Annotated in this window: 8 protein-coding genes; 4 read left to right on the forward strand and 4 right to left on the reverse strand. The window is 59.4% G+C overall.

Going from position 1 to position 13979, the window contains the following annotated elements:
* Positions 1 to 475 precede the first annotated feature (475 nt).
* Positions 476 to 1195 carry a DUF2270 domain-containing protein gene (locus D8670_RS11285; RefSeq protein ID WP_121818200.1) on the forward strand — a complete coding sequence of 240 codons (720 nt, stop codon included), beginning with the start codon at positions 476 to 478 and terminating at the stop codon, positions 1193 to 1195.
* Between the two features lie 154 nt (positions 1196 to 1349).
* Here the strand turns inward: D8670_RS11285 and D8670_RS11290 are convergent, their stop codons facing one another.
* Complete coding sequence (locus D8670_RS11290; protein ID WP_121818201.1) at positions 1350 to 1763, reverse strand: hypothetical protein; 414 nt, start codon at positions 1761 to 1763, stop codon at positions 1350 to 1352.
* A gap of 291 nt (positions 1764 to 2054) precedes the next feature.
* On the opposite strand from D8670_RS11290, the gene D8670_RS11295 reads away from it, so the two are divergent.
* The 3 genes from D8670_RS11295 to D8670_RS11310 all read left to right on the forward strand — a co-directional run bounded on the left by D8670_RS11295 (position 2055) and on the right by D8670_RS11310 (position 4765).
* Complete coding sequence (locus D8670_RS11295; RefSeq protein ID WP_121818202.1) at positions 2055 to 2519, forward strand: SPW repeat protein; 465 nt, start codon at positions 2055 to 2057, stop codon at positions 2517 to 2519.
* Positions 2520 to 3545: 1026 nt separating this feature from the next.
* Positions 3546 to 3752, forward strand: a complete 207-nt coding sequence (locus D8670_RS11305; RefSeq protein WP_012945603.1) for a Sp36 family protein — start codon at positions 3546 to 3548, stop codon at positions 3750 to 3752.
* Positions 3749 to 4765 carry a DUF7972 family membrane protein gene (locus tag D8670_RS11310; protein ID WP_121818204.1) on the forward strand — a complete coding sequence of 339 codons (1017 nt, stop codon included), beginning with the start codon at positions 3749 to 3751 and terminating at the stop codon, positions 4763 to 4765. The genes D8670_RS11305 and D8670_RS11310 overlap by 4 nt, the downstream gene beginning before the upstream one ends.
* Positions 4766 to 5285: 520 nt before the next feature.
* Here D8670_RS11310 and D8670_RS11315 read toward each other — a convergent pair.
* From D8670_RS11315 to D8670_RS21520, 3 genes are all read right to left on the reverse strand, one after another.
* Positions 5286 to 6170, reverse strand: a complete 885-nt coding sequence (locus tag D8670_RS11315) for a PhzF family phenazine biosynthesis protein (RefSeq protein WP_121818205.1) — start codon at positions 6168 to 6170, stop codon at positions 5286 to 5288.
* A gap of 154 nt (positions 6171 to 6324) precedes the next feature.
* The gene (locus D8670_RS11320) at positions 6325 to 8664 is read right to left on the reverse strand and encodes a PAS domain S-box protein (protein ID WP_121818206.1); all 2340 of its coding nucleotides are present in this window, start codon (positions 8662 to 8664) and stop codon (positions 6325 to 6327) included.
* Positions 8665 to 10148: 1484 nt separating this feature from the next.
* Positions 10149 to 13949, reverse strand: coding sequence for an ATP-binding protein (locus D8670_RS21520; RefSeq protein ID WP_233752228.1), 3801 nt, complete (start codon positions 13947 to 13949; stop codon positions 10149 to 10151).
* Positions 13950 to 13979 lie beyond the last annotated feature (30 nt).

Raw genomic sequence — 13979 nt, forward strand, 5'->3', positions numbered from 1 at the left:
CTCTACCAGTGGTTGCCAGAAGCGCCGATCGTAAGGCGGTCGAACAGAGCCTGCAGCGTTCATACATTTGAAGGACAATCATCGCCAGACTCTTCGACTGGACGAAGGGTTCCGCTGTCACCCTCCAGAAAGACCGGTTCAGGCATATCTGAACGTGAAGCAAGCAGCATGAGTACTTTTGGGTACTGTGAGTATTGGTAGCGTTCAGATGGGTTTGCCCGGTCCAATTAATATCCTCTGCTGTGAAAAAGACAAATCAATAAGTGATTCATTCGGCCGAGTCTACCGGAGCAACCGAAGGCTGTTCGGTAAATACACGCTCTGGAGGAACCGGTTCTCTACGCTTCTTTCAGTCACTTCTCTCGTGAAGAAGCTGAAAAGTAGAACTGCGTATTGCTCGATGTTCTCCAGTACATGACACTCAGGTCACGACGTCATCATACCCGCTTATACAGCGAGGGGATGTCTATCCTCTATGAGCGATTCGAGTAGTGACGAGTTCGACCCTACAGCACCAGACCAACGGGAGATTGGCCGCGAAATGGTTGACGACAGTACGGGACTCGGTTCGGTGATGGCTCACGCCTATCGCGGAGAGATAGACCGAGTGGGGACGTGGCGGCAGCGCCTTGACGAGACAACGACATGGGCGGTGACGCTGATGGCAGCAATTCTCACGTGGGCGTTTTCGAGTACCGATAACCCACACTATATTTTGCTGATCGGGATCGTTGTCGTCACCATCTTTCTGAGCATCGAAGCACGGCGGTACCGGGACTACGATGTCTTTCGCTCTCGTACTCGAGTCATCCAAGAGAACCTGTTCGCAAACGCCCTCGATCCGTCCGAGGGTGTCGAAAGTCACGACTGGCGAGCGGAACTGAGCAGGGACTATCGCAGGCCGACGCTGAAAGTCTCGTTATACGAAGCACTCGCAAACCGGCTTCGGAGTGTGTACCTTGCTCTGCTCAGTGTCCTATTGGTCGCATGGGCCTTCAGGATTACCGCGTTCGCACCGCGCCAAGACTGGCTGACAACCGCTGGAATCGCCCGTATCCCCGGGATTGCTGTGGTTGCCGTTGTGGGTGTGTTCTACGTCGTACTGCTGGGCGTCACCTTCTGGCCCCATGAGCGCCATGCCAAGGGTGAATTCCGGGAAGGGGATACGGACGACTGGAAAGAGACAGACCGGTAAATTCGTTCCCTGTATGGACCGACCTTGTCCACTTCTTTCCGTCACTACTGCCCCGAATTATCTGAGAAGTAGAGCTGCGAACTAACCGTCAAGAAGTGAGCGTGGTATACAGAAGGAACCAGATTACGTGCCGGAACCAGCCTTCGCCGTCGGATTAGCTGCTTGACGAACTGCTACTACTTTCATCCGCTTTCTCGGCGGCCGTCTCACCGGCCTGTTCGGTCTTTTCAGCGGCGTTCTCGCCCGTCTCTTGCACCTGTTCAGCAGCTTTTTGCGAGTCTTCTTCGACGCGCTCGGCCACAGTCTCACCGTTCTCTTCGATCGTCTCGGCGGCCTGTTCGGTCACGTGCTTGGTCTGGTCGGCGGTCTCGCTCGCTACGTTCTGAAGTTCTTCAGTCGGCTTCTGCGACTTTCGCAGCAAGTAGACAACCGTGAGTGCGCTGCCAATGAACAGCATCAACCGTAACATCCCCCCTCCTCGCGATTTGTTTGCCGACTTGCTCTCAACGATCTTATCGTTCGACTTCCGCATTGCGTCTGTCACCTTCTCTCGAAGCTGTCTATCCATCTCGGCCTCTGATTCAGTTGGTCCTCTTAGGCGTCTCATCGTTACGTGAGTATTCGGGGAGCGACAGGGAAAAGGCGTGGGCCAGATGGCAGAACTGAGAGGCGTTCACAAGCCGTCGCGGCTGTCTCTCCAGGAGCTCTCGGATAAATAGTTTAGAACTCGGTCTGCGTCAACACGGTGGATTTCCTCTCGCCCGATGCTGGCTGAGATCTCTCACCCATTTCGCACACCTCAGTATTATGGGCGCGCTGTCTTCCCTGTCTGCACGCTATTAGGAGATGGAGTTATACAATGAGTAACGAACATACAGACACCGACTACGACCAACCACGGGATACGGACGAGTACGACCCGAATCCGCGTGAAGACGGAAAATGGCTCTCAGCACTCGTTGCCCTTCTCGGGTTGTGGATGATCGTGCAGGCAGTGGTTTTCGACCTCGTCGCAACCCAATTCTGGAGCGACGTCATCATCGGGGCGGCACTGCTCGCCCTCGGGGGATACAACTACAGTCGCCGCGCGGACGAGCGCTTCGGTAATGTCGCCGCCGCAGGACTTGCTGCACTCCTCGGGCTGTGGCTCATCATCACTCCGTTTGTACTCGGGGCTGACTCGGGAGTCACGGAAACGGTTAACGACGCCGGATTCTGGAATGACATCCTTGTCGGTCTCGCAGTGACCATCATCGGCGCGTACAGCGCCTATAAGGCCCGCGGCCGACAGTCAACCTCACCAAGAGCCACGACAGACCGATAATCAATTCTTGAGGCAGCAGGCATTTGACGCTGGTCTGGCGACGAAACCACCTTTTTCTTGAAATTGCCCCTGAGTAGTAATCGCTCTGTATGAACCGCTCTTGTCCACTTCTTCCCGTCACAATCGTCATGAATTAGCTGAAAAGTAGAGCTGCGCATTTAACGTAGTTTCAAGTAGCACTTCCCCGGTAGGTTCGTATGGCATCTATCGATGACGATCGGCAAGTGACGCCACTTCTGAAGACGGTATTCGGTGTCGAGCTGACTCTCCTTGGGGGGATACTCTTGAACGAGTTCGCTGTGAATACGGAGTTTCTATTTGTTCCGCTACAGCCGCTTGGTTGGATACTCGTTCTCAGTGGGTTCGCAATCGTGATGACAGTCAGTCTTATACAAGATCGGGAAGGAGGAATCATCAAGCAGTAGCTCTGCTGTATGAACCGTTTCTCTACCCTTCCTTCAGTCACCACTGTCGTGAATAAGCTGAGAAGTAGAGCGTGCTAACCTCCCGAGGCTGATTCTGACAGCCAACAATTATATTGGCAGGGCCGTTCTGAATTGAGGGCGCATATCGGTCACCAAGTTTTCGTGATTACCACTGTAGGAATGCTTCAAACGGTGGGTGAACACGATGCGATTCAGTCGCCGGACAGGTGCTTCCATGAGTGATGACATACATAAGTACGATCCCCGCAGCGATGGCGAGGATAAATTGGTCGATCACTGCTAGTATCGCAGCTGGACTCTGAGCACCGAGCAAGAATACAAGAGTGAACGGGACGAGACTGACGAGCGCGAACGCACCGATGAGTTTGCCGAGCAGGACTGCTTCGTATCGAATCCAAGACTATCGTCGGAACGTCCCGGCGGCGTGAGGGAGTGCTCGCCATCCATTGTCCGCTTTGATGTCCGAGTGCTTGCGCGTTGTACTGCTGGGCGTCCAAGCAAACCATATTCCGTATCAGAAATGTTCCTACTACCTCGGTGGTGGATGGGGTATAGAGGACTGTAGTTCCTACTAGGAGTGATGTCCGAATCAGAAGTGACCCGCTGGGAGTACGAGACGCTTCGCCCACCGCGCGATGAGACCCAAAAAGAAGCAGAGGATCCGAAAGCGGAGTTGAATCAACTCGGTGCAGAGGGCTGGGAGTTTGTGGAGACGATCGACTACGAGGGAGGCGGCACCAAATACCTCGTTTTCAAGCGACCTGCCCAATCGGGTGAGCCAGTATGACTGACGAGACCGACATCAGTACGGCCAACACGATGCGTGAGCGCTCAGGCGAGAGTCGGATTAAACTCTGGTTGCTGCTTCGCGCGAACCGATTTGTCGTCTCCAGCTTCCTGACCAGTGCCATGTTCGTCGCATTCGTCATCACCGTCGCTGTTCTCGATCCACCGTTTTCACAGCAAATCGAGTCCGGCGACATGATCGAGACGATGTTCTCGACGATGATCTCGGTCATCGTGACTGGGACGACACTCGTCGTCACGATCGGTCAGCTCGTCCTCTCCCAAGAGAACGGCCCGCTCGGCGATCAACGCGAGCGTATGTCCAGTTCGATGGATTTCCGGGACTATACTGAAGAATTAATCGGATCTCCGAGTCCTGCCGATCCATCCGAATTCCTCCGGCAGATCATCGAAACCACGGCACAACGGACGACGGCTCTTCGAGAGTCTATTAACAAGAATGATAACGAGAACCTCCGAGAAGAGGTCGATGAATTCACTGAAAGCGTCACTGGGAACGCTGATACGGTGGATGACCAACTTGAGGATGCCCAGTTCGGCTCGTTTAATGTGTTATTCGCTGCACTAGACTTCAACTATGGCTGGAAAATATTCCAAGTTGAACGCCTTACGAACAAATACGAAGAGAGCCTCAATGAGGAAGAACGCGGCTTGCTTGACGACCTCAAAACAGCGCTGTCTCTGTTTGGTCCGGCGCGCGAACACATCAAGACGCTGTACTTCCAGTGGGCACTCATCGACTTGTCTCAGATGATTCTCTATGCTGCAGTCCCGGCATTGGCCGTTGCGGGTATCATGGTCGCAATCGTCGATGCGGAGACGTTCCCAGGAAGCACACTCGGTCTCGATCACATCATCCTCGTCGTGGGCGGTGCGTTTGCGGTGACGCTCGTTCCATTCATGCTGTTCGTCTCGTACATCCTTCGCATCATCACCATAGCAAAACGGACTCTTGCCATCGAGCCGCTGATCCTCCGCGACTCACAACGCTAAGATCCGACGCAGAACTCAAACCTCAGACACGGTTGGGTGTGGACGCTTCGTAGGGTACGAGATCAGTCACTCTCAGAACGGGCGTCGATTGCTCGCGTCCCACTACAGTTCCAATACCGTCCTCCCCGAGGAGATGGTCACAGGCGCTGTTGAATGCCTTTGGGAAATTCCACAACCCTATAGAAGCCTCTAACATCGAAAATATAGCCCCGAAACGATTCGTCGGCCTTAATCCACTGGAATGACCGATAGACACTCTAAATTCAGCACGCGGCTCTTGACATACTATTTATAGGACAATCGCTCTGCTGGTAACGTTCTCACCTGTATGTACCAATCCGGCCCTCCCTTGCAGGGGTGATATGAGTACTGAATATGCGCGTTGTATTCATATCGTCTGGCCGAACTACCGAATTTTTGTCATAAATCGCGTGCTGGATACAGAGCGTTCACTCATCTCGGAACCCACGATGTGTTCATGTTGGTTCAGGTAAAACGCTATTACATCGGTACTTCGTGTTTATTGAAGTCGTCCATCTAAGACAGAACGCACGCGCCCACCGACTTCGACACCAATACCGCCTGGCGATTTTGACGCTCGAAGGTGGAGGAGTGATGGTCGATCCATCTCGTAGCCCTGTTCGACAGTGACCTCGATCTCATCCGTGTCGAAGTAGTTGTGCTTGACGAGGTAGGCAGCAAGGCAACCGTTCGAGGAGCCTGTCGCGGGGTCTTCTGGGACACCAGCGCAGTCAGCGAATACACGGGCATGCAGGTCGTTGTCCTCAGACGTCTCAGTAGAGAACACGAGCACGTTCAAGTTGCCGTAGGGGTCGATGAGCCGATTATAGTACGGTTCCAGTTGCGTCTCGGCTCGTTCGACGGCGCTGAGAGAGGTCAAGGGGACAACGACGGTGGGAAGACCCGTCGAGACGAGTCTGATCGGATGGGAGTCATCGATATCCGCCGTGTCGAGACCGAGAATATCTGCGAACAGGCCCGGGGAGAACTCGTCATCGAATGTCGGCTGAATTTGTCGCATCCAGTAGATCTCGCCGCCGTCGTGGTTTTCGACCCAAACGGGGATCTGGCCGACGTCGAGGTTAAGCACGACTTCCTCCGGGCGATCGTCTCGGAGGTATTCACGGATTACGAATGCCGTTCCGAGTGTTGGGTGGCCGGCGAAGGGGATCTCCTCAGCAGGGTCAAAGATCCGGACATCGTATGCGCCCTCTGTCGTGTCGGATGATTCGATGAATGTCGCTTCGGAGAAGTTCGTCTCGCGGGTGAAAGCGAGCATCTCATCAGTAGACAGATTCGATGCTTCACGAACGACCGCCAGTTGGTTTCCCGTGTACTTCCCCTGCGCGAATACATCCACGAAATGGACTCGATCGGTCGCCATTTGCGTCTATCGATGTGGCGGTACAGGAATATTTATAGCTAATCTGCGTGGTTGAATCGTTGCAGTCGTAGTGATCGATATGCATCGCTACCTCTCAGCTAATTCTGGACGGTAGTGACGGAGAGAAGTGGGCAAAATCGGTTCACACGGCCGTCTATAGATCGTGTTCACTATCGGCTGGGAGCGTGAACGAGAACGTCGCTCCCTCGCCGGGTTCGGACTCGACCCATATCTCACCACCGTGGCGTTCGATGATACGCTGGCAGAGCGCGAGGCCGATGCCTGTTCCGTCGTACTCCTCGCGACTGTGGAGTCGATCGAAGACCGTGAATACCTGCTCCTGATCGTCGGGTTCGATACCGATGCCGTCGTCTTCGACCGAGATCACCCACTCGTCGTTGCGTCGATCTGCGTCGACGTGGATCAGCGGCGGCTCGTCGCCGCTATACGTGATCGCGTTGTCGAGCAGGTTCTGGAACAACTGCCGGAGCTGGCTGGCGTCGCCCTCAAGGTGGGGAAGTTCCTCGACCGTAACTTCGGCGCCGCTCTCCACGATCTGGACCTGAAGGTCCGCGAGCACGTCCTCAAGGATCTCGTTCAGGTCGACGGGCTCGAACGGCTCGCCTCGCGTTTCGATCCGCGAGTACTCGAGTAAGGCGTCGATCATATCGCGCATGCGCTCGGCCCCGTCGACCGCGTACTCGAGGAACTCCTCGCCGTCCTCGTCGAGGGTGTCGCCGAACCGGCGCTCGAGCAACCGGAGGTAGCTCGTGACCATCCGCAGGGGCTCTTGCAGGTCGTGGGAGGCCGCGTAGGCGAACTGTTCGAGGCGCTCGTTGGACTCCTCCAGCTTGCGCTGGTACTCCTTCCGATCGGTGATATCGCTCGCCATTCCGATCCATTCCTCGATCTCACCGTCCTCGTTCAGCATCGGTACCGCACGCGAGAACGTCCAGCCCATGCTCCCGTCGTCCTGTTCCACGCGGTGTTCCAACTCGAACGTGTTCTTCGTCTGGATTGCTTCGTCAATGGCCTCCTTGACTCGCGGCTGTTCGTCCGGATGAATGTATTTATCGAGCCAGTCTCTGGTCGGTTCGTCCGTATCGGCGAGGAACTCTTTGCCCTTGAGCTCGTGCATCTCGCTCCAATCGGGGCTCATGCGATACACCACGTCCGAACTGGCAGTGACCAGCGCGCGGAATCGTTCTTTACTCTTCTGGAGTTTCTCCTCGGCCTGCCTGCGTTCAGTGACGTCGCGCGACGTCCCGGCGATGGCTTCGACGTCGCCGTCGTCGTCGAGCACCGGTGCGAAGATGTACTCGTAGACGCGACGGCCGCGTTCGGCGTGTGGGAATGCGACCTCGCCGCGAACCGGCTCTTTCGTCTCGATGACCTCGTCGATCTCACACTCGTGCATCTCCGCGTGCCACGGCTCGTAGCCGATCTCCCGTAGCGTTTTGCCGATGGACTCCTCACGGGTTCGGCCCCACATCTCCAGCACCGCGTCGTTGGCGAACGTGAAGCGGTAATCGAGGTCGAAGGCGTAGATGAGATCGGGCGTGCTGGAGATGATCGTCTCGTAGAGCCGGTTCTGCTCCTCGGCCTCGGCTTCGGACGACGCTCGCTTCGACGCTGCCTCTACTTCCTCGCGTTCAGTGACGTCAGCGGTAGCACCGATTAGCCGGTACGGTTCACTGTTGCCGTCACACTCGACCTCGCCACGGGACACCACCCACAGCGTCTCGCCCTTCGCGTCAGTAATGCGGTACTCGGCTTCGAACTCACCCGCCTCCTCGACCGCCTCGTCGAGTCGGTTCCACACCCGTTCCTGGTCCGCCTCGTGAACCGAGGCGAAGAATTCCTCTATCGGTACGCCCGCAGTGATCTCCTCTGGGGCCGTGCCGTAGGGTTCAGCGAGACGTTCGTCCGCAGTCACAACGTTTTCTCGAACGTCCCATGACCACGTGCCGACAGACCCGACGGACTTGGCAACTTCGAGTCGAGTTTCCGTCTCACGGAGCTTCCGTTCGCACTCGGTAGTCGGCCCACGGTTCTGCCGCTGGGCGGGGTTTCCCAGAGGCTGATCCGGTCGCCTGCAGTCGGTGGTAGATTGAACGATACCGACGGTTCCCTGCACCGTGCCGTCCGATTCGAGCGGGGTGACCCGCACGTCGCAACGAACTCGGTCTCCCTCGGCAGTCTGTACAGCGACCTCGAACTCTCTGCTCTGATCGGTCGGTTTCGCGAGGAGCGGTTCAGCGGTCGAGTCGTCGTTGTCGACCAACAGAGAGACGTGTTCGCCGAGAAGTTCTCCACGTGCATATCCCGTTAGCTCGACGATACTGTCGTTCACCGCAACGAATCGACCATCAGCATCGAGTTGGTAGATTCCATCGTCGATCGCCCTCATGAGCGACCGATAACGCCCGAGGGCCTCGGCGTCATCAATGTCACCCCAGAATACCGGGTCAGGAGACCCAGCTCGTTCACTCATACGCGCAATAGTACGGAACGTCAGTCGGATAAGTCTTCATTCGGCCGGCGTTCTCGGAAGATACGGACTCCGCGTTTTCCCTCCAATTCACCAGTTGTGAGGAGTACACTCACTCTACTCGGCAGGCCGTTCGCATCGACGACGCCGGCCGCAAACTGGCCGCGGTCGCCGACGTGCTGGGCGGCCGAGCGAAGAATCTGGACGGCGCCGCGAGCGTTCGACGCCGCTGTTGTGTCGAACGTCGTTCGAATGCCGGACCCTACATCACGGCGTGGCGGTCGTTCCGGTCGCCGCCCGTACCACCAGCGTCGACCGCGACCAGCCGCGGGCAGAAACAGACGGTTCCAGTGGGACGGAGTATGTGAGGTAGCGTAACTCCCTCGAAGCAGGCACCAGTTGGAATTTGTTCTGGTATCCACTACACGCTCAGACACATCGTACGAGAGGCAACTAACGCAGGTCTTGTCTCGTTTGCGAGAGCCCTGAACTTTCACAATCGGCGTTTTCGGCCGCAAGAACACCCTCTCTGATGAATCTGGAGCAAGTGTGGACGCCGCCGTCGCGGCGAGCGCGGAGGGCAGCAAGCGAGAGCCTGCACGAAAACAGCAGTTACAGTCCCTATAGGGGACGAAAACGGTCTGATCGCGGAGGCGATACCTGACTGTCCTACATCCCGGAGATCGTGCGTCCGGATGACTGCCGTCTCACACACGGCTGCCGTCGGGCGATTTCCGGATCTACAGTGAGACACAGCCCTGTAGCGACGAGCGGACCGACATCCAGATAGGCCGTTATCGCCGCGTAGAGCGCCTCACTCCTGCGCCTTCGCGCTCGAACTTCGCCCTGAGAAACGGTCCACACTCGGCCCCCACGAACGCCCACACACCCGGTAAAGTGTCTGTTTGCGGCGTGTGCCGCCGAGTGTGGAAATGCGGAGCGCCCGCGAGAGACCACAGGCGAACCTCTGACACGCTCAACTGCTCGCTCCCCGACTGTGACGAGCGATCGTCATGCTTGCCAGCCGTCGTCGAGGATCACGTGTCAATCTCTCGCAACGTAGGAATGGGGGCGTCACCACCCGAGATGGCTATCAACCGAACCATCAGCAGCGTCATCGTGTCTCAGGTGGGTGGGGTGGATGCTGAGGGGGTAGGGTGGTGACAGATAGAGATATCCTCTACTGGAGATAATGTTTGTGGCCGTACAGGTGAAGCGGTGATAGAAGGGGCCAATCAGTCCGCGCAGATGGCTGGTTGTGGACGGCGAGTGGATCTGGCAGGTGGTATGGAATGTACAGCGCGGAACTGGTGACCCATGCAGAAGGTCACTGATTCTCGTAATAGGTTTTCTGGTGGTGTAACTGTCCCGTCATCAGGGTGTATTGCTGCGACACCCGTGACTGAGAGAGCGGCGTCGGTATCGCTTGGACTTGCACTCGGATGACGATCGGGGAACGACGAAAGCGAAGAAGCGCCCTTGGCGGACTACTCTCCCTCACGCTCTATCCTGTCGCGGAGATAGTCGACCGTGTAGACTGCCGTCAGCCCGGGTGTATCGATCTTGAAGTGGTCCGGCGGGGTGTTCTGGCTGTAGGTCTTCTCGACGCGAGGCTCCCCTTCGAGCGGGTCGTTCAACGCTTCGAGAACGTCGTGGGCCTCCTGGCGCGTCGTCACAACCCAGATCGCCTCGTCCGGGTCGCAGTCAGCGATCTTGTCGAAGTCGTCGGGGACCGCGCGTCTCGTGTCGTGGTTCACGCGCTCGGCCTCAACGGCGACGACGACCTCGCCGTCGTCGTCGAGCGCGGCGATGTCGAGTCGGCGCTGGTCGTACGCGTCGGTCACCTCTTCGCTCTCGTCGGAGTCCGGAGCCATGAACGCCGACGCCGGAAGTGACACCTCCTTCAGGTCGTAGTACGGCGTCACCTCCACGACCTCGGACTCGGGGTCGTCGAGGTACTCCGACTCCAGATACTGCCGGGCGATCTCGACGGCCATGATGTGCTGGCTCGACTCCTCGAGGTCGCCCTGGCCATGGCCGTAGTCGACGCCGAGGCGATAGCTCTCGCCGATCACGTCGCGGCCGCTCGGCGTCACCGTGAACAGCCGGTGAGGATGGTCCGTGTCGTGGCGGAGAACGTCCGCATCGACCAGATCCTGCACGGCCTCGCTCTCGATACCGACGTACTCCTGTAAGCGGATCATGCTGTCGTACAGCAGGTCGTACTCCAGCGGGTCGTAGCGTAGTTGCTGGGCGTTGTACACCGCCTGGACGAACATGAGCTGTGTGTCCGACCACGGCGACGCCTGGCGTTCCTCGGGCGTGAGCTTCAGGTTCAGGTCGCAGATCGGGACGTCGTCGGGCTCGACGTCGTCGAGCGTACCACAGCAGCCGATCGCTCGCTTCATTCCCGATATCTGCGGGTCGTAACGGTTGTCGCAGTTCGTACAGCGCAGCGCGTGGATCGACTCGTCGTACTCGACGGTCTCCGGGAGGCGCTTCGTGTGCGGGAGGGCGCTATCGACGCGCATCGTCGGTTGGTGGGCGGCCGAGTCGGTCGCGACGTCGCTCTCCGCGAACTCGTCGGCGTCCTCGTCCGTTCCGGCCGTACTGGGCGAGCCGAGCGTCAAGCCGTACTCCGCGGTCGTCCGCTCGGTCACGGCGTCGACGGCATCACGAAACGCCGCCTGCTCGCGGTCGCGGAGCGGCCGCGGGCCTTCTGGGTCGCCCGGAGGCGGCGACGCCGACTCGACGAGGAACGGTCGCGGTTCCGGTTCGCCGAACGGTGCGGGCAGGTTCACGAGCCACTGGCCGCGTTCGAGTGCACGCAGGCGGTTCCCGACCTCCTGGGGCGGCATGTCGTCGGTGGCGAGTCGCTCCGTGAGCCGCTTGTCGACGGGGACGTTCCCCGTGACGAACGTCGAGATGTTGTTCAGAACCTCGTCGTAGACATCGGCGTGCTGGTCGCGGAGCTGGCCGGGGAACTGCATCGCCAACGTGACCGAGCAGTCGAAACTCCGGGACTGGGCGAGCAACTCCTTGAGGAGGTCGGAGACCGCGACGCTCGCGGCTTCCTCGACGTAGAGGTTGACCAGCGGGAGGTCGTCGTCAGTGCTGGCGGAGCGAGCGTCGTCACCGTCGCTGTCTCGCTCCGTCTCGTCGTCATCCGCGAGGCTCTCGTCCTGGTGGCGTCGCTTCCGACGGCGAAGGGCCGTCCAGAGGTTCGAGAGGATGAGCAGCGTGAGCACGCGTTGGGCCTCCGAGCGGAGCGCGCCCGTGTCGAAGATGACGACCACGTCGTCGTTCAGGAAGTCCGCGAGGTCGAAGTGTGGCCCGTCCTCGGTCGCGACGTGGTTGAAGATCGTCCCGAGGCGTTTGTCGACCGGGATCTTCTCCATCCGGTTCGCCACGCCCTGCATGAGCTCGTCGAACGTCCGCGACCGGTTGGCCGCGACGCCGCCGAGCATCCGCTCGAGGTCGGTGTCGGAGACCGCCTTCGTCGACTGGCGTTCGTGCATCACCCGCGCTTCCTCGTGCAACTCGCGGTGAGAGAACGCGTCCTGTCCGTGGACGGGGTCGAACATCGCCTTTACGAGATAGCGGATGATGTCCGGCGACCGGACGGCCTGTTCGAAGCGGTCCCTCCCCATGATCCCCCTGAGGATCTCGATGTAGTGATCGACCGTGTCCTCGACGGCGGTCGTCCGGGCGATGCCGGCGTCGAGTTCATCGCGGATGTCAAAGAAGGAGAACGCGGGGACGACCGACGAACAGTCGAAGTAGACGACGTTCTCGGCGTGGCCGTAGCGCGCATAATGTGCACGAATGTACTCCAGCGCCATCCCGTCGCCCTTCGGGTCGACGAGGATGTTCGCGCCGTCGGTGGCGGCGTGGTTCTCCAGCATCGCGTTGATCAGGCTCGTCGACTTCCCCGAACCGGTTTTGCCGAACCAGCCGACGTGGAGCGGCTGGAGCGACGGCGGGAGCCGGAGCGGGTCGACGTCGGGCATTCCGTCCTGGGTGAGCGGGTCGCCAAGGAGGAGTCCCGGGCCGTGGTAGCGCCCGAGCTGGTCGACGGGCGGGCGCGGGAGCGTGGTCCGTTCGCCGGGCGTCGGCGAGAGGCTGCGTCTCCCCTCGGCGTTGAGCGTGCTGCCGTCGAGCAGACAGAGCGTCGGGGCTTCCGCCGGGTCCGCGACGATAGGGTTGGTCGACGTGGTGCCTGGGAGTCGGTCGCGGAGTCCGTCGCTCGAAAGCGAGTGGCCTCGGCGGTCGCAAAGGTCGCGGGCGACCGCGACGGCGTCGTCGCCCGTAGCGTGGCGCCCCTCGACCGCGTAGCACGTCTTGCCGACCGGATTCAGCGCCGTCTGGAGTGCCTCGAGGTGGCGCTCGGTTTCGTCCGTCGCGACGGCGACGGCGCGTGCGGTCACTTCGAAGCAGTGTCGCGGGTCCTTTGCGGAGAGTTCCTCGAGTCGCGTCTCGTCGCTCGCGCTGTAGGTCACGTGGTCGTCGTCGGGGTCGGGCGTGCCGAAGAGCCCGTTGAGGAGTTTGTCGCCGACCGTGTCGGCCTGCATCTCGATGTCCTGTCGGCGCTCGTCCAACTGGCCGCTCCAGTCGGGCTTCGGTCGGAGGAGCGCCTGATAGACCATCGGCTCGGTCGCGTTCGCCATCGTCTCGGCGACCGTCGCGAGCGGGACGCTGATCGAGTCTTGTGTGTCGTCCTCGTCGTCCGACTCGTGGAGCGACTCGAACGATCGGAGGCGCGTTTGCCAGTCGTTGCCACGCTCCGGGTTTCCGGTGTAGTCGACCGCGACGAGGGCTGGGTCGCCGGCTCGTGGGGGATCCGCTTCGTCGTCGTTGCCGGGGATCCCGAGGAGACGAGCGGGAAACGACTGGAGGTGGTCGACGCGGTCGAACTCGTAGCTGTCCGGGAAGACCCCGCGGAGCGTCGTTTCGAGCGCGTCGAGCGCGTCCGGGTCGACGATCCCGAAGCTGTAGGTGATCGGCGTCTCCGGGTCGCCGTCCGCGACGAGGAGACACTCCACGGTGCGGTGGTCGGCGTTGCCGCGGAGTCGATCGAGCAGTCCCACGTCCGTGTCGAGACAGAGCTGGTGGAGGCGTTCGAACTCGGCGTCGAGGGTCTTTCGGATCGGGTCTTCGGTCGGACGGATGCGGACGTACTCCCGCGGTGGGTCGTCGACGGGTACGGGCAGGGATGTCTCGCTCGGATCGTCAACCTCGTTCTCGGCGGCGGTCTCGTCGGATGTAGCGGAAGTATCGGATGACAGCATTGTTGAGAGATGGTATTGATGGCGGATCGC

The organism is Halostella limicola (assembly GCF_003675875.1).
GTDB classification, from domain to species: Archaea; Halobacteriota; Halobacteria; order Halobacteriales; family Natronoarchaeaceae; genus Halostella; species Halostella limicola.

What these genes read in the sequence shown, in the direction of transcription:
- D8670_RS11285 (WP_121818200.1), top strand. Translation starts at nt 476, where the DNA reads ATGAGCGATTCGAGTAGTGACGAGTTCGACCCTACAGCACCAGACCAA.
- D8670_RS11290 (WP_121818201.1), bottom strand. Translation starts at nt 1,763, where the DNA reads ATGGATAGACAGCTTCGAGAGAAGGTGACAGACGCAATGCGGAAGTCG.
- D8670_RS11295 (WP_121818202.1), top strand. Translation starts at nt 2,055, where the DNA reads ATGAGTAACGAACATACAGACACCGACTACGACCAACCACGGGATACG.
- D8670_RS11305 (WP_012945603.1), top strand. Translation starts at nt 3,546, where the DNA reads ATGTCCGAATCAGAAGTGACCCGCTGGGAGTACGAGACGCTTCGCCCA.
- D8670_RS11310 (WP_121818204.1), top strand. Translation starts at nt 3,749, where the DNA reads ATGACTGACGAGACCGACATCAGTACGGCCAACACGATGCGTGAGCGC.
- D8670_RS11315 (WP_121818205.1), bottom strand. Translation starts at nt 6,170, where the DNA reads ATGGCGACCGATCGAGTCCATTTCGTGGATGTATTCGCGCAGGGGAAG.
- D8670_RS11320 (WP_121818206.1), bottom strand. Translation starts at nt 8,664, where the DNA reads ATGAGTGAACGAGCTGGGTCTCCTGACCCGGTATTCTGGGGTGACATT.
- D8670_RS21520 (WP_233752228.1), bottom strand. Translation starts at nt 13,949, where the DNA reads ATGCTGTCATCCGATACTTCCGCTACATCCGACGAGACCGCCGCCGAG.